Annotated in this window: 12 protein-coding genes and 3 tRNA genes; 9 read left to right on the top strand and 6 right to left on the bottom strand. The window is 33.3% G+C overall.

What is annotated here, in order from left to right; all coding sequences use genetic code 11:
* Genes EJA19_RS10975 through EJA19_RS10950 form a run of 6 tightly spaced genes read left to right on the top strand, consistent with a single transcriptional unit; the run spans position 1 to position 4,873 of the window.
* Positions 1-711: a 16S rRNA (uracil(1498)-N(3))-methyltransferase gene (locus EJA19_RS10975; RefSeq protein ID WP_125468418.1), complete on the top strand. Its 711-nt coding sequence runs from the start codon at positions 1-3 to the stop codon at positions 709-711.
* Positions 708-1,349: a DUF4159 domain-containing protein gene (locus tag EJA19_RS10970; RefSeq protein WP_125468417.1), complete on the top strand. Its 642-nt coding sequence runs from the start codon at positions 708-710 to the stop codon at positions 1,347-1,349. The genes EJA19_RS10975 and EJA19_RS10970 overlap by 4 nt, the downstream gene beginning before the upstream one ends.
* Positions 1,346-1,852 (top strand): TrmH family RNA methyltransferase, encoded by a 507-nt coding sequence (locus EJA19_RS10965; protein ID WP_125468416.1) that lies wholly within the window; start codon positions 1,346-1,348, stop codon positions 1,850-1,852. Before EJA19_RS10970 ends, EJA19_RS10965 begins: the two co-directional genes overlap by 4 nt.
* Before the next feature lie 21 nt (positions 1,853-1,873).
* Positions 1,874-2,962: an AI-2E family transporter gene (locus tag EJA19_RS10960; protein ID WP_125468415.1), complete on the top strand. Its 1,089-nt coding sequence runs from the start codon at positions 1,874-1,876 to the stop codon at positions 2,960-2,962.
* 8 nt (positions 2,963-2,970) lie between these two features.
* Positions 2,971-4,164, top strand: a complete 1,194-nt coding sequence (locus EJA19_RS10955; protein ID WP_125468414.1) for a class I SAM-dependent methyltransferase — start codon at positions 2,971-2,973, stop codon at positions 4,162-4,164.
* Between the two features lie 43 nt (positions 4,165-4,207).
* Positions 4,208-4,873, top strand: a complete 666-nt coding sequence (locus tag EJA19_RS10950) for an HAD family hydrolase (protein ID WP_125468413.1) — start codon at positions 4,208-4,210, stop codon at positions 4,871-4,873.
* A 51-nt stretch (positions 4,874-4,924) separates the two neighbouring features.
* Here EJA19_RS10950 and EJA19_RS10945 read toward each other — a convergent pair.
* The 4 genes from EJA19_RS10945 to EJA19_RS10930 all read right to left on the bottom strand — a co-directional run bounded on the left by EJA19_RS10945 (position 4,925) and on the right by EJA19_RS10930 (position 7,332).
* Positions 4,925-4,998, bottom strand: a tRNA-Arg gene (locus EJA19_RS10945).
* Between the two features lie 23 nt (positions 4,999-5,021).
* A tRNA-Pro gene (locus EJA19_RS10940) sits at positions 5,022-5,096 on the bottom strand.
* 5 nt (positions 5,097-5,101) lie between these two features.
* Positions 5,102-5,188, bottom strand: a tRNA-Ser gene (locus tag EJA19_RS10935).
* Positions 5,189-5,283: 95 nt separating this feature from the next.
* Entirely contained in the window at positions 5,284-7,332 is a 2,049-nt protein-coding gene (locus EJA19_RS10930; protein ID WP_125468412.1) for an HD family phosphohydrolase, read from the bottom strand.
* A 132-nt stretch (positions 7,333-7,464) separates the two neighbouring features.
* On the opposite strand from EJA19_RS10930, the gene EJA19_RS10925 reads away from it, so the two are divergent.
* Together EJA19_RS10925 and EJA19_RS10920 are read left to right on the top strand one after the other, a co-directional pair.
* A complete protein-coding gene (locus EJA19_RS10925; RefSeq protein ID WP_125468411.1) occupies positions 7,465-8,643 on the top strand; it encodes an acetyl-CoA C-acyltransferase in 1,179 nt (392 codons plus the stop codon).
* A gap of 24 nt (positions 8,644-8,667) precedes the next feature.
* Positions 8,668-9,417, top strand: a complete 750-nt coding sequence (locus EJA19_RS10920; protein ID WP_125468410.1) for a C40 family peptidase — start codon at positions 8,668-8,670, stop codon at positions 9,415-9,417.
* A gap of 57 nt (positions 9,418-9,474) precedes the next feature.
* Here EJA19_RS10920 and EJA19_RS10915 read toward each other — a convergent pair whose 3' ends face one another.
* The gene (locus EJA19_RS10915) at positions 9,475-10,722 is read right to left on the bottom strand and encodes a tetratricopeptide repeat protein (protein ID WP_125468409.1); all 1,248 of its coding nucleotides are present in this window, start codon (positions 10,720-10,722) and stop codon (positions 9,475-9,477) included.
* Positions 10,723-10,734: 12 nt separating this feature from the next.
* A complete protein-coding gene (gene gyrA, locus EJA19_RS10910; protein WP_125468408.1) occupies positions 10,735-13,287 on the bottom strand; it encodes a DNA gyrase subunit A in 2,553 nt (850 codons plus the stop codon).
* A gap of 259 nt (positions 13,288-13,546) precedes the next feature.
* Between gyrA and EJA19_RS10905 the strand changes: the two genes are divergently transcribed.
* Positions 13,547-16,093, top strand: coding sequence for an ATP-dependent Clp protease ATP-binding subunit (locus EJA19_RS10905; protein ID WP_125468407.1), 2,547 nt, complete (start codon positions 13,547-13,549; stop codon positions 16,091-16,093).
* Positions 16,094-16,171 lie beyond the last annotated feature (78 nt).

Below are 16,171 nucleotides of genomic sequence, written 5' to 3'. Positions count from 1 at the left end.
ATGCAATTATTTTACAATCCCGAAATAACCGAAAACGATTCTCAGATTTTCTTCCCTAAAGGCGAAAGTCGTCATATTGTAAAAGTCTTACGTAAATCTGTTGGCGATACATTAAACATTACCAACGGAAAAGGTTGGCTGTTTAAAGCACAAATTAAGGTTGCCGATTTTAAAAATTGCTTAGCGACAATTACAGAAAAAACGTATCATGAAAAACATCAATACTATCTTCATCTTGCTGTTGCCCCAACAAAAATGAATGATAGATACGAATGGTTTTTAGAAAAAGCTACCGAAATAGGAATTGATGAAATTACTCCAATAATCTGTGACCATAGCGAGCGTAAAACAATAAAACCCGAACGTTTTGAACGTATCTTACAATCGGCTATGAAGCAATCGCTACAGTATTATCTTCCTAAATTAAATAACGTTTGTACGTTTTCAGAATTTATAACTCAAGAGTTTAAAAATAATATCTTTATAGCTCACTGCGAAGACAGTAAAAAAAGTACTTTAAAACAACACCTAAAGCCAAAACAGCATCTTACCATTTTAATTGGTCCCGAAGGCGATTTTAGTGTTAAAGAAATAGAAACAGCATTAAAAAAACAATTTATTCCAGTAACTTTGGGTGACACACGATTACGTACAGAAACTGCAGCTATTGTAGCAACGCATTCTGTTGCTTTTGTAAATGAAATTATATGAAATTAGGTAGTTTACTCACTTTTATCTTTATTACTAGTTTTACGTTTAGTCAAGAAATAGCCGTTTTAAAATACAAAGGTGGTGGCGATTGGTACAGTAACCCAACGGCGCTACAAAACCTTATTACCTTTTGTAATAATAATATTAATACAGCTATAACATCACAACCAGAAACCGTAGAAACAGGAAGTGTCGATATTTTTCAGTATCCTTTGTTACATATGACTGGGCACGGTCATGTTTTTTTTAGCGATGAAGATGCCGATAACTTAAGAAATTACTTAATATCAGGAGGCTTTCTTCATATTGATGATAATTACGGGATGAAACCTTATATAACCGAAGAATTAAAGAAAGTATTCCCCAATAAGAATTTAATAGAACTCCCTAAAAATCATCCTATTTTTAATATTGTCTTTCCCTTTCCCGATGGTTTACCAAAAATTCATGAACATGATGGTAAACGTCCACAAGCCTTTGGTGTTTTTCATGAAGGTAGACTTGTACTCTTGTTTACTTTTGAAAGTGATTTAGGAGATGGCTGGGAAGATGAAGTAGTTCATAACGACCCTAAGGAAGTTAGAGAAAAAGCTTTAAAAATGGGAGCTAACATTGTAAAATATGCGTTCGAACATTGAAACAACTTACCCATTACAATACCACGTTTAAAAAACGAACATTTCCTATAATTTTAGTCTGCGATAATATTACAAATGCACCTAATGTAGGAAGCCTTTTTAGAACAGCCGATGCTTTTGGAGTTGAAAAAATTATTTTCTGTGGTAGTGAAATCCCAACTGGAAGAAAAATGACAAAAACAGCACGTTCAACAGAAAAAGTGGTACCGTATTCAGTTTCAAAAAATATTTCACAAACGCTTAATCTTTTAAAACAAGAAGGTTATCAACTTATTGCCTTAGAAATAACCAAGACAAGTCAACCTATTGAAAACTTAAAACTAGACAACAAAAAGATCGCTTTAGTTATTGGCGATGAAAACTTTGGTGTTTCTGAATTGGCTTTAAACTACTGTAATACGCAATATCATATTAACATGTTTGGACAAAATAGTAGCATGAATGTTGTACAAGCTACAAGCATTGCTCTATACGAAATTACGCAACAACTGTTAAAGACATAATTTTTAGGCTATATTTACCATATGAATTCTAAAATAATATCCAACGGCATTTTACGATCTGTTGCCATTATACTTGGCATTGCATTGCTATTATTCCTGCTATACAAGATACAATCTGTCATCATTTATATAGCTATCGCTGCAGTTATCTCGTTAATAGGCAGACCTATAGTCTTATTTTTAAGAAAAAAATTAAAATTTAAAAACACCCTTGCCGTAGTAACTACAATGGTACTTATTCTTGGACTATTAGTAGGGTTAACAGGACTTTTTATTCCGCTACTAATTAAGCAAGGGCATAATCTATCGCTTTTAAATATTGAGCAATTAAAAGGTAATATTCAAGATTTATATATTGAAGTAGTTAACTATTTTGAAATTAACCACATTAATGTTGAAAAAACACTTCAGGAATCTAATTTATTAGATAATATAGACTACTCTATTATTCCTAATTTTTTAAACAACTTAATTAGTGGATTTGGAAATTTTGGAATTGGATTATTTTCGGTGTTGTTTATTTCTTTCTTCTTTTTAAAAGATAGTAAACTGTTTGAAAGTAGTGTGTTAACCTTAATCCCTGATGAAAAGGAAAACCGTTGGAAAAAATCTTCTGAAAAAATTAAAAATTTGCTCTCACGATACTTTGTTGGACTTATTTTTCAAATTTTAATTCTCTTTATCATTTATACCATTGGATTACTTATAATAGGTGTAGAAAATGCCATTGTTATTGCTTTTTTATGTGCGCTATTAAATTTAATACCCTACATTGGCCCACTTATTGGCGGTGCCTTAATGGTGGTTTTAACCATGACAAGTAACCTAGATAGTAGTTTTAGTGAAGTTATATTACCAAATGCTTTTTATGTGTTAATTGTAGTACTAATTGGACAATTGGTAGACAACTTTTTTAGTCAACCATTTATCTTTTCAAAAAGTGTAAAATCGCATCCCTTAGAAATCTTCTTAGTTATTTTAATTGCTGGTATTTTATTTGGTGTTGTAGGATTAATTGTGGCTATACCAGCTTATACAGCGATAAAAGTGATTTTAAAAGAGTTTCTAGCAGAGAATAAACTAGTTAAAAAATTAACAAAAGGCCTTTAACTTACTTTTTGAATAAAGCTATTTTAAATACAAGCGTTCAAGAGTTTATAAACACCCATTTAAATACTAATATTACCGATTTAGTATTAAAAGGCTCACCATTTAATAATCTCGATACCAAGGAGCTTATCGAACAAATTGAAGCTAAAAAACGATGCAAAAACAAGCTTCCTACTTGGTTCCATACAGAAAATATTATTTACCCAAACAAGTTAAACATAGAGCAAACTTCTTCAGAAGTTACAGCAAAGTATAAAGCTGAACTTATTTCTGGAGAATCGCTTATTGATATAACAGGTGGATTTGGTGTTGATGATTATTACTTTTCAAAACATGTTAATCACGTGACACATTGTGAAATTAACGATACCCTATCAAAGATTGTTTCACATAATTTTAATATACTTAAAGCTAACCATATTAAAACCGTTACAGGAGATGGATTGGCGTATTTGAAAAGTTCACAAAACACTTACGATTGGATTTACATAGACCCTTCCAGACGCCACCACACCAAAGGAAAGGTATTCTTTTTAAACGATTGTTTGCCTAATGTGCCTAAACATTTAAACTTCTTATTTAATCATACCAATCAAATTATAATTAAAACCTCGCCACTTTTAGATTTATCTGTTGGAGTAAGTGAGTTAAACCATATTAAATCCATTCACATAATAGCCGTAAATAATGAGGTAAAAGAACTCCTATGGTTTCTAGAAAAAGAGTACAACCAAGGAATTTCAATAAAAACCATTAATTTAACAAATACAAAACACGAATTATTCAATTTTAAATGGCAAGATGAATCTTCGGCTCAACCAAGCTACAGCAAACCTTTAAACTATATATACGAACCAAACTCCTCCATTCTAAAATCTGGTGCTTTTAAGTTAGTTTCGCAAAAACTAAATATTTTTAAATTACAACAACACGCCCATTTATATACATCTAATTCGTTAATAAATTTTCCTGGAAGGTGTTTTAAAATTCGCTATACACTACCGTACAATAAAAAAGCTTTAAAAAAGGAAAACATCACGAAAGCTAATATAACAACAAGAAACTTTCCTGAGAGCGTACAACAGATTAGAAAAAAATTTAATATTAAAGACGGCGGCGAATTATACCTATTTTTTACAACAAATATAAACGATGAACGTATAGTAGTTATTTGTGAAAAAACAGAAATAACTAAACATTAATATTAAACCATAATAAGCTTCTTATCTTAGCAAAAAATTAGTTATGCTAAAAGCCGTTTTATTTGATATGGATGGTGTTATTGTAAACACCGAACCGTTACACCACAAAGCTTATTATAGTATGTTTAATCAGGTAAACATTCATGTTTCCGATACATACTACAGATCACATACTGGAAGCTCTACTATAAATATTTGTAGACAAATAAAAAATGATTTTAACTTACCACATGCCCCGGAAGAGCTTGTTCAATTAAAACGACAAAGTTTTAAAGAGTTATTTAAAAACGATCCTGATTTACAATTAATCGATGGCGTTTTAGACTTAATTAAAGATTATTATAACAACGGACTTAAGCTTGTTTTAGCTTCATCTGCACACATGAACACCATAAATAGTGTGTTTGACAGGTTTGAGTTAGATAAATATTTTGACGCAAAATTTAGCGGTGCCGATTTAAAAGCCTCTAAACCACATCCTGAAATTTTTATTAAAGCAGCTTATTCTACAGGATTTAATAAAGAGAACTGTATGGTTATCGAAGATTCTACAAACGGTATAAAAGCCGCGAAAGCAGCAGGGATTTTTTGTGTTGGTTACGACAGTAAAAACTCTAAGGCTCAAGATTATTCGCTAGCTGATACAGTTATAGACGATTTCAGACACATTAGTTTTGATAAAATCTCGCAAATTCTACAAAAGCAATAGTTCGATTTAGATAAAACAAAAAAGCCACGTCATTACTGACATGGCTTAATGTGATCGCGACAGGATTCGAACCTGTGACCGTCTGCTTAGAAGGCAGATGCTCTATCCAGCTGAGCTACGCGACCCTTCAAGAATTATAATTCTGAAGTCGGGGTGGCAGGATTCGAACCTGCGACCTCCGCGTCCCAAACGCGGCGCGATAACCGGGCTACGCTACACCCCGAAAAATGGCGGAGAGACGGGGATTCGAACCCCGGCAACACTTACGCGTTGACAGATTAGCAATCTGCTCCATTACCACTCTGGCACCTCTCCAATTCTAATACATAAAAGAACATTTCTTAAATGCGGATGCAAATGTAACGTATCATCTTTAAGATAGCAACTATTTCAATTATTTTTTTACCAAATTATTCAGGATATTCAATTCTTAAATGGTAAATGTTTGCTAATTTGTGTTTTAGCACTTTTTTTATGGCTTGAATTTCTTTAAACGTAATATTGGCGTTTAAAAATTGCTCTTCGGCCATTTGTTTATTAATGATATTTTCAACAAAATTATCGATTTTTGTTGATGTAGGTTCCTTTAAACTTTTTGATGCGGCTTCAACGCTATCACACATCATTAATATGGCTGTTTCTTTACTAAATGGTTTTGGGCCTGGATACGAAAAATCTAATTTATCAACTTGTTCGTTTATTTTTTTCTCTTTTGAATAAAAATAATACACCACACTTGTCCCGTGATGTGTTCTTATAAAATCGATAACTCGATCTGGTAAATTGTTCTTTTTGGCTATTTCTATCCCATTTATAACATGATCTATAATAATCCCAGCACTTTCTTTTGAAGATAACTCATCGTGGGGGTTTATTCCTGTAGATTGGTTTTCGGTAAAATAAGTTGGGTTTTTCATTTTACCAATATCATGATAAAGTGCTCCTACCCTAACCAACATGGCATTGGCGCCTATTTCATTTGCCGAAGCTTCGGCCAAATTAGCTACATTTAACGAATGATGAAATGTTCCCGGGGCTTTGTTAGAAAGCTCTTTTAACAATTTTGAATTAGTGTCAGACAGTTCCAATAAAGATACATCAGACACCAAACCAAATATTTTTTCATAGACATAAATTAATGGTTGTACAAATAAAGTTGCCAAACCACACAGCACAAACAACCCAAAGGTTTCCCATTTTAAGTTTTCAACACTACCCTCATGAATAACAAAAAAGGCAAAATAGGCTACAATATAAATCATGGTTATTTGTCCTACCGAAATAAATAAATTGGCTCTTTTATATAACTCAGATACGGTTAAAATAGTTACTATTCCTGCTATTATTTGCAAAAACATGTATTCGTAACTATTTGATACAATGGACCCCAACAACAATACGGTTATAACATGAGAAAACAACCCTAATCTAGCATCGAAAAAGGCTTTAAGGACCAATGGTAAAATACAAATGGGAACAACGTAAATATATTGTGCATCAAAGTTAACAACCAAAGTAGTTAACAAGACCATTAAAAAGATATTAAAAAAGATAAAGGTTACTTTGGTATTATTATCAAAAACATCTTGCCTATACTTACGTAAAAATAACAATAACATAAGCAAAGCTAGGGCAACCAATAGCGTATAAGCAAAAACAATCCAGTTATAATTAGAGTCGCTCCAAACTTGAGATTCATATTCGGCTTCAAGCGATTTTAATTTTTGATATTTATCGCCCTCAACAACTTCACCTTTTGAAATTATTAATGTTTCACGTTCTACACTTCCTCGTGTGTATGAAATTTTGCTTAATTCATTTTTAAGTGCTTTTTCTGTAAACGCTTTGTTATAAGTTAAGTTAGGCTCAACAATATCAAAAAATAATGACGTGAATTGATTAAAATATTCTTCTAAATTTTTTTTAACTAATTCACTATTTATTATTGTTCTTAAATCACTTTGTTTCGTTAAATCACTATATATTCCAGAACTTCTCTCAATTCTGTTTTCTAGAATAACTACTTTCTTATTTAAAGAAAAGTCGTAATCTTGATCTAAAACCCCTTTTTTATATAATTTATCAATAACATCTCCCCCAACTTCTTTAAGGTTACTTTTTGTTGTATTGCTTAAGGAATCTGGAACAACACTTTTATACTGTTCTAAAAAAGAAGCTGTTACCTGTTGCTTAACATCTGGATCTAAATTAAAGTATAATATCGCCTGATTTCTTGCTTCATTTTTCTCGGCATTTACTTCAGACGAAGTTTTCTTAATCGCAAAATCAAAAGGCGCATAAAGATTTTCGGATTGCCAGGGTTTTCCGCGTTCAAAATTATATTTAAACTTTCCACTTTTAGGAAATAAATAAACAATTAAAAACGTGGCGCTTATATAAAGTAGAATCTTGTAAACAAGCGAATGATTACGGTAAAGCGAATTAATAAAATCTTTCATCAATGAAGGTTCAGTAATTCAAATGTAGTAAAATATCGTCGATATATAAACCGTTTATAATCGCTGTTACATTATCTATTGTGGTAAAAAATGATTAATTTTGTGCTTCAACAAAAAAACTAAAAAATACTTATGAGTAAAGAAGTCGTTATCGTATCAGCAGCTAGAACTCCTATAGGAAGCTTTTTAGGAGGTTTATCAACTATTCCAGCCCCAAAATTAGGTGCTGTTGCCATAAAAGGTGCTTTAGAAAAAATAAATCTAGATCCAAGTCAGGTTCAAGAGGTTATTATGGGAAATGTTGTTCAAGCTGGTACAGGTCAAGCTCCTGCTAGACAAGCGGCTATTTACGCTGGTATTTCTGAAAACGTGCCTTGCACTACAGTTAATAAAGTATGTGCTTCAGGAATGAAAAGTGTTATGCAAGCAGCTCAAGCCATTGCTTTAGGGGATGCTGATATTGTTGTAGCTGGCGGTATGGAAAATATGAGTTTAATACCTCACTATTATCATGCTAGAAGTAGCAAAAAATTTGGTCCAGCCGTTATGGAAGATGGTATGCAAAAAGATGGCCTTGTGGATGCTTACGATAATAATGCTATGGGGGTTTGTGCCGATGCATGCGCTGTAGAATATGACTTTTCTAGAGAAGATCAAGATGCTTTTGCTATAGAATCTTATAAAAGATCGGCTGCGGCTTGGGATGCAGGGAAATTTGATAACGAAGTGGTTCCTGTTGAAGTGCCTCAACGTCGCGGTGAACCTATAATTGTTTCAAAAGACGAAGAGTTTACTAACGTAAAACTAGATAAAATTCCAGCGTTACGTCCAGCATTTACAAAAGAAGGAACCGTAACAGCTGCCAATGCTTCTACTATAAACGATGGTGCCGGTGCTATGGTGCTTATGAGTAAAGATAAAGCTGAAGAGTTAGGACTTAAACCTTTAGCTACTATAAAAAGTTATGCCGATGCCGCTCAAGAACCTAAATGGTTTACTACAGCTCCTGCCAAAGCACTACCAATTGCTTTAAACAAAGCAAACATTACTTTAAATGATGTTGACTACTTTGAGTTTAACGAAGCATTCTCTGTTGTTGGTTTAGCTAATATGAAAATCTTAGGTTTAAACGATAGTAATGTTAACGTTAATGGTGGCGCAGTCTCTTTAGGACATCCATTAGGATGCTCAGGTGTTCGAATTCTTATTACATTATTAAATGTTTTAGAACAAAATAATGCCAAAATAGGTGCTGCCGCAATATGTAATGGTGGCGGTGGTGCATCTGCAATGGTAATAGAACGTGCATAACTCCAAAATCTATTTTCTTTTTTAATGCTTTACGGAATTTGTAATTTAAGTATCGTACCATTACGATTTGAACCTACCGATACAAGTGAACTAGTATCGCAGGTGTTGTATGGTGATTATTTTAAGGTGCTTGAAAAACGAAAATCGTGGAGCAGAATTAGATTAGGATTCGATAATTATGAAGGTTGGGTAGATAACAAACAATTTGTCGAAATTTCTGAAGAGCAATACAAGCAACTTCATAACGAAGCTCCAATAATTGCTACAGATTTAGTAGAATTTATTGAAGATGAAAACCAACAGTTATTTCCTATTCCGCTTGGGGCTACTTTAAACGGTTTAGAACTTCTTAAGCATAATCACGATGGTACTACCGAAAGTAAAAAGCAACCCAAAAGTCATTTTTTAAATACAGCCTTTCTATACTTAAATACTCCATACCTTTGGGGAGGAAAAACACCTTTTGGCATAGATTGCTCTGGATTTACACAAATGGTTTATAAGCTTAATGGTCATAAATTACTTAGAGATGCGTCGCAACAAGCAACACAAGGCGAATCGTTAAGTTTTATTGAAGAAAGTGAGCCTGGAGATTTAGCCTTTTTTGACAATAATGAAGGCGACATAATTCATGTAGGGATAATCATGGAAGATAATTATATTATTCACGCTCATGGTAAAGTAAGAATTGACAGACTTGATCATTCAGGAATTTACAACAATGATAAACGTATACATACTCATAAACTTCGAGTCATCAAAAAAATAGTGTAATAAAAAAAGCCGCTATAATTTAGCGGCTTTTTTTATTAACACTTTGAGAGGTATAGATTAATTACCCATAGATTCCACTTTAGCTTTCATGGCTTTATACTTAGCAGTATCTCCTATAGCACTGTAAATATTCATTAATGTTTGTGCCGCTCCTATATTATCTGGATCGTTATTTAATACGGTCTCTAAATATGGAATAGCACTTTTAAATAATTGTATTCTTTCTTCTTGCAACTCATCATAACGCTTGTTATCAGCAGCCGAACTTCCAAGACCGTTCATTTCTTCAATAATACTTTCCTCTCTACTTAATAATAATGCAGCCATATTAATTTGCGCGTTATTAAAATTTGGATCTAACTCAATGGCTTTTTGGTAATATTTCTTGGCTGACTCTACATCTCCAGATTCTTGAGCGATAACACCCAAATTAAATTGTAATTCTGCATTATTAGGGTCTCTTTTTGTTGCTTCTTGTAATAAAGCTTGAAACTCTTTTTTATTGTCTAATTGAAGATGTAAATTAGCCTCAGATAATAGTAGGTTTAAATCGTCTGGATTTGATGCTCTTGCATCTCTCATAGCTTCTAAAGCTTTTTCCTTTTCACCCTTTTCAATATAAATTAAAGCAATATTTTTAACAATTTCAGCATTTTTTGGTTCTGTTTGCTTTTCTGTTGGTTTAATGTGGCTCCCTGTTTTTACAGATACATCTCTAACATCTTTACTTGCAAACATTTCTTCTTCTCCAGTTTCTTTGTTTACTGCAAAATATTGATATTGAACACCAACATAACCTATATCTCTTAGTTCACCGTATAAATCAAGAGCTCTGTCATAATCTTGAACTGTTACTGCCATAATTGCAGAATTGTATAAGTATAATGTATCTTGTGAAGACACTCTGTAGGCATTTTCAAAATATTTGGAAGCTTCTCCATAAGCTTTACCTTCGTAAGCTTTGTTTCCTTTAGTTAGAAAGCTCTGTAGCATGTTGCTTCTAAGCTCTAAAGATTCTTTTTCATAATCGCCTTCTACATTAGATAGGCTAGAAAGTGCCGATTTTATATCAGAATCATTTGCGGTACCATTAGCATAAAGTGCTGCTGCCATAAGATAATGGTATTTAGCCTTTAAATCTTGATCCATTGATGGCAACATACCACTTACTTGTTTTAACAAAGTTTTGGCTTCAGCATAATTATTTCCATCAACAGCTTTTTCTGCTTTTCTTAACTCTTTTTTCTGAGAAAAAGAAAAGCTTGTTATTGCAAGTGCTAAAGCAACTACAATTTGTTTTTTCATTTTTTTAAAGTTTTAGTTTTCGTTATTGTTTTCTTTTTGATTACTATCAATAGCTGTGCCATCCTCTATAGTGTCATCTATTTCTTCCCCTTCAATAGAATCTTCATCGTAAACAACTTTAGCAACGGCAGCAATTGAGTCATCATTCTTTAAGTTTATTAATTTAACTCCTTGTGTAGCTCTACCCATGGTACGTAAATCGGCTATATCCATTCTAATGGCTATACCAGATTTGTTAATAATCATTAAGCCATCTTTATCAGATACACTTTTAATGGCTACCAAACTTCCTGTTTTATCAGTCACCGAAATAGTTTTAACACCTTTTCCTCCACGGTTTGTTACACGGTAAATTTCTTCACCTGTTTCAGGATCATCTATAAAGGTACGTTTTCCGTAACCATTTTCAGAAACTACTAAAACGGTTTCTTCTTGCGGGTTATTTATAGTAATCATGCCAACCACTTCATCTTTATCGTTTGCTAAAGTAATTCCTCTAACCCCTGAGGCATTTCTACCCATTGGTCTGGTTTTACTTTCTTCAAAACGAATAGCTTTTCCTGATTTTACCGCTAACATAACTTGGCTATCTCCTGTGGTTAATTTAGCTTCTAATAACTCATCACCTTCTTTAATAGTAATGGCGTTAATACCATTAGTTCTAGGACGAGAGTATTGTTCTAGAGATGTTTTCTTAACCTGACCTTTTTTTGTGGCCATAATTACAAAATGGTTATTTATATACTCCTCATCTTTAAGATCTTGCGTACAGATAAAGGCTTTTACTTTATCATCTTGCTCAATATTGATTAGGTTTTGAATCGCTCTACCTTTAGATGTTTTAGTACCTTCAGGAATTTCGTATACACGCATCCAAAAGCATTTTCCTTTTTGTGTAAAGAAAATCATATATTGATGATTTGTTCCTACAAAAATATCTTCAAGGAAATCTTCATTTCTGGTAGTTGATGCCTTTTGGCCAACGCCTCCTCTATTTTGTGTTTTATATTCCGATAATGGGGTTCTTTTTATATAACCTGCATGAGAAATTGTAATAACTACTTTCTCATTAGGAATCATGTCTTCTATGCTTAAATCACCTCCGGCATATTCGATAGTAGAACGACGCTCATCACCATATTTATCTCTAACTTCTAAAAGCTCATTTTTAATGATTTCCATACGTCTATCCTTTTTGTCTAGGATATCTTTAAGGTCTTCTATAGTTTTTAAAAGTTCATCATATTCTGAACGCAGTTTATCTTGCTCTAGTCCTGTTAATTGACGTAAGCGCATTTCTACAATGGCTCTTGCCTGAATTTCGGTTAATTTAAAGCGCTCTATTAATTTTTCTCTAGCTTCTTCGGCATTTGATGATGCTCGTATTAGCGCAATTACTTCATCAATATTATCCGAAGCTATAATTAATCCTTCAAGAATATGAGCGCGTTCTTCGGCTTTACGTAATTCATACTTTGTACGACGCACAACAACTTCGTGTCTGTGTTCAACAAAATGGTGAATTAAATCTTTAAGGTTAAGTAATTGTGGCCTTCCATTAACTAAAGCAATGTTATTAACACTAAAAGAAGACTGTAAAGCTGTGTATTTGTATAGTTTATTTAATACAATGTTTGGTATTGCATCGCGTTTTAAAACATAAACAATACGCATACCATTTCTATCAGATTCATCACGAATAGTCGCAATACCATCTAGTTTTTTATCGTTTACTAAGTCGGCAGTTTTTTTAATCATATCTGCCTTATTGACTTGATAAGGAATTTCGTTAACAATAATACATTCCCTACCGTTAACTTCTTCTATATTAGCACGACCACGCATAACTATTTTTCCACGGCCTGTTTCAAAAGCTTCTTTAACACCATCGTAACCATAAATAATCCCTCCTGTTGGGAAATCTGGTGCTTTAACATGAGTTATAAGCTCTTCTATTTCAATATCATTATTTTCAATATAGGCAACAGTTCCATCTACTACTTCTGTTAAGTTGTGCGGAGGCATATTTGTAGCCATACCAACTGCAATACCTGAAGCACCATTAACTAATAAACCTGGTATACGCGTTGGTAAAACGGTTGGTTCTTCTAGAGTATCATCAAAGTTTAGTCTATGATCAACTGTTTCTTTATCAATATCGGCAAGCATATCTTCCGATATTTTTCGCATTCTAGCTTCGGTATAACGCATTGCCGCAGGGCTATCGCCATCTATCGAACCAAAATTACCTTGACCATCAACAAGCATATATCGTAAACTCCATTCTTGAGCCATACGCACCATAGTATCGTATACCGAAGTATCACCATGCGGGTGATATTTACCTAATACTTCACCAACAATTCTTGCTGATTTTTTATAAGAACTGTTAGATTTTACACCCAATTCGTGCATACCAAAAAGCACTCTCCTATGAACAGGTTTTAATCCATCACGCACATCTGGTAAGGCACGTGACACAATGACCGACATTGAGTAATCAATGTAGGCTGATTTCATTTCATCTTCAATGTTAATAGGGATTAGTTTTTCTCCTTCTGCCATATATAAATCAATTAGTTTTTTTCATTTTTTCACATCGTGCTAATATAACCAATTCATCAGTAACAGCAGGATGTACAATAATGTTTTTTAGTTTTTTTTATTAACAATATTCACATATTATATTTAATAAGTAAGATGTTAAAAATTTTGAAATAATAAGGTTTTTTTTGTCCTTTATCAATTATTGGTTTAAATTAAGGTATAGTATTTGCTTATGCTACTTTAATTATGTTACATTTAATGTTGAAAGGAGATTTTTATGGATGATAATTTTTCACCACGAGTAAAAGATGTTATTGCTTTTAGTAAAGAAGAAGCATTAAGATTAGGTCATGATTTTATTGGCACAGAACACTTAATGCTTGGATTATTACGAGATGGCAGTGGCAAAGCTATAAATATATTAAATGCGCTGGAAATAGATTTAAACCATTTAAGAAGAAAGGTTGAAATACTAAGCCCTGCCAACCCTAATGTTACCGTTACTTCTAACGAGAAGAAAAACCTGCATTTAACAAGACAGGCAGAACGCGCTCTAAAAACAACATTTTTAGAAGCTAAGTTATTTCAAAGTAACTCTATCAATACCGCTCATTTGCTGTTGTGCATTTTAAGAAACGAAAATGACCCAACAACAAAACTGCTTAATAAATTAAAGGTAGATTACGATAACGTTAAAGAACAGTTTAAACTTATGATAACAAACGACGACGAATATATAGAACCAAGAGCCGAAACTTTTGGCGATGAAGACGCATCTACCAACGACGACTCTAAAGACAATTTATTTAACTCACCGTCTTCAAAACCAAATAAAAAGTCTAAAACACCTGTTCTAGATAATTTTGGAAGAGATTTAACCGCTTTAGCAGAAGAAGGCAAACTAGATCCTGTTGTTGGGCGTGAAAAGGAAATAGAACGCGTATCGCAAGTATTAAGCAGAAGAAAGAAAAACAACCCGCTTTTAATTGGTGAACCTGGCGTTGGTAAAAGTGCCATTGCCGAAGGCTTAGCCAATAGAATTGTAAAACGTAAAGTCTCTAGAATTCTATTTGGAAAACGTGTTGTTACTCTAGATTTAGCCAGTTTAGTTGCAGGAACAAAGTATCGCGGGCAATTTGAAGAACGTATGAAAGCTGTTATGAATGAACTAGAAAAGAATGACGACATTATTCTTTTTATAGATGAAATTCATACTATTGTTGGTGCTGGTGGTGCTACTGGAAGCTTAGACGCCTCTAACATGTTTAAACCCGCCTTAGCAAGAGGTGAAATTCAATGTATTGGAGCCACTACCCTAGATGAATACAGACAATATATTGAAAAAGATGGTGCTCTAGAACGTCGTTTCCAAAAAGTCATTGTGGAGCCAACTTCTGTGGACGAAACCATAGAAATACTCAATAATATTAAAGAAAAATACGAAGAACATCATAATGTTGATTATACACCAGAAGCCATTGAAGCTTGTGTAAAATTAACCAATAGATACATGACCGACCGTTTCTTACCAGACAAAGCTATCGATGCTTTAGACGAAGCTGGATCGCGCGTACATATTAAAAATATAGATGTTCCTAAGCAAGTACTTGACCTTGAAAAACAACTAGAAGAAGTTAAAGAAACAAAAACATCGGTTGTTAAAAAGCAAAAGTATGAAGAAGCGGCTAAGTTGCGTGATGACGAAAAGCGTCTAGAGAAAGAATTAGCTATTGCACAAGAAAAATGGGAAGAAGAAACCAAATTACATCGCGAAATTGTAACCGAAGACAATGTTGCAGACGTTGTGTCTATGATGACAGGTATTCCTGTAAACAGAATTGCACAAACAGAAAGTAATAAACTTGCCAAACTTCCTGAACTTATAAAAGGAAGAGTTATTGGTCAAGACGAAGCCGTCTCTAAAGTGGTTAAAGCCATACAGCGTAATCGTGCTGGGCTTAAAGATCCTAATAAACCTATCGGGTCGTTTATATTTTTAGGACAAACAGGCGTTGGGAAAACGCAGTTAGCCAAAGTACTTTCTAAACAATTATTTGATAGTGAAGATTCACTCATTAGAATAGATATGAGTGAGTACATGGAAAAATTTGCTATTTCTAGATTAGTTGGTGCGCCTCCAGGGTACGTTGGGTATGAAGAAGGTGGTCAGCTTACCGAAAAAGTAAGACGCAAACCATACTCTGTTGTACTTCTAGATGAAATTGAAAAAGCGCATCCAGATGTTTTTAATATGCTTTTACAAGTGCTTGATGATGGTTATTTAACCGATAGTCTTGGAAGAAAAATAGATTTTAGAAATACTATTATCATTATGACGTCCAATATTGGAGCACGAAAACTTAAAGATTTTGGTACAGGAGTTGGCTTTGGTACATCAGCACAAAAGGCTCAAGCCGATGCTAATGCTAGAAGCGTGATAGAAAATGCCCTAAAAAAAGCATTTGCCCCAGAATTTTTAAATAGAATTGATGATGTTGTTGTGTTTAATGCTCTTGAAAAAGAAGACATTATCAAGATTATCGATATTGAACTTGAAAAGCTATTTGTTAGAATTAAAAGCTTAGGCTATAACTTAAGTCTAACTAAAAAAGCAAAAGATTATATTGCAGAAAAAGGGTTTGATAAACAATATGGAGCAAGACCTTTAAAAAGAGCTATTCAAAAGTATATTGAAGATCGTTTGGCTGAAGAAATTATTAACTCCAACATTCAAGAAGGCGATAAAATTAGCATGGATTTAGACAAAAAATCTCAAGAATTGACTGTTACTATTGATAAACCTGAAGAAAAAACCGAATCTTAATAACTTATAGTACAGTTTTAATACGATATAAAAAGCCTGAGGAAATCCTCAGGCTTTTTTATTTTAGATTATTGAATC

This window comes from Mangrovimonas spongiae (genome assembly GCF_003944795.1).
In the GTDB taxonomy this organism is placed as follows: domain Bacteria; phylum Bacteroidota; class Bacteroidia; order Flavobacteriales; family Flavobacteriaceae; genus Mangrovimonas; species Mangrovimonas spongiae.
Note: the sequence above shows the minus strand (reverse complement) of the source record. Positions and strands in the feature narration are given on the sequence as shown.

Coding starts and splice junctions, on each gene's coding strand:
- EJA19_RS10975 (WP_125468418.1), top strand. CDS start 1: ATGCAATTATTTTACAATCCCGAAATAACCGAAAACGATTCTCAGATT.
- EJA19_RS10970 (WP_125468417.1), top strand. CDS start 708: ATGAAATTAGGTAGTTTACTCACTTTTATCTTTATTACTAGTTTTACG.
- EJA19_RS10960 (WP_125468415.1), top strand. CDS start 1,874: ATGAATTCTAAAATAATATCCAACGGCATTTTACGATCTGTTGCCATT.
- EJA19_RS10950 (WP_125468413.1), top strand. CDS start 4,208: ATGCTAAAAGCCGTTTTATTTGATATGGATGGTGTTATTGTAAACACC.
- EJA19_RS10930 (WP_125468412.1), bottom strand. CDS start 7,332: ATGAAAGATTTTATTAATTCGCTTTACCGTAATCATTCGCTTGTTTAC.
- EJA19_RS10925 (WP_125468411.1), top strand. CDS start 7,465: ATGAGTAAAGAAGTCGTTATCGTATCAGCAGCTAGAACTCCTATAGGA.
- EJA19_RS10920 (WP_125468410.1), top strand. CDS start 8,668: ATGCTTTACGGAATTTGTAATTTAAGTATCGTACCATTACGATTTGAA.
- EJA19_RS10915 (WP_125468409.1), bottom strand. CDS start 10,722: ATGAAAAAACAAATTGTAGTTGCTTTAGCACTTGCAATAACAAGCTTT.
- gyrA (WP_125468408.1), bottom strand. CDS start 13,287: ATGGCAGAAGGAGAAAAACTAATCCCTATTAACATTGAAGATGAAATG.
- EJA19_RS10905 (WP_125468407.1), top strand. CDS start 13,547: ATGGATGATAATTTTTCACCACGAGTAAAAGATGTTATTGCTTTTAGT.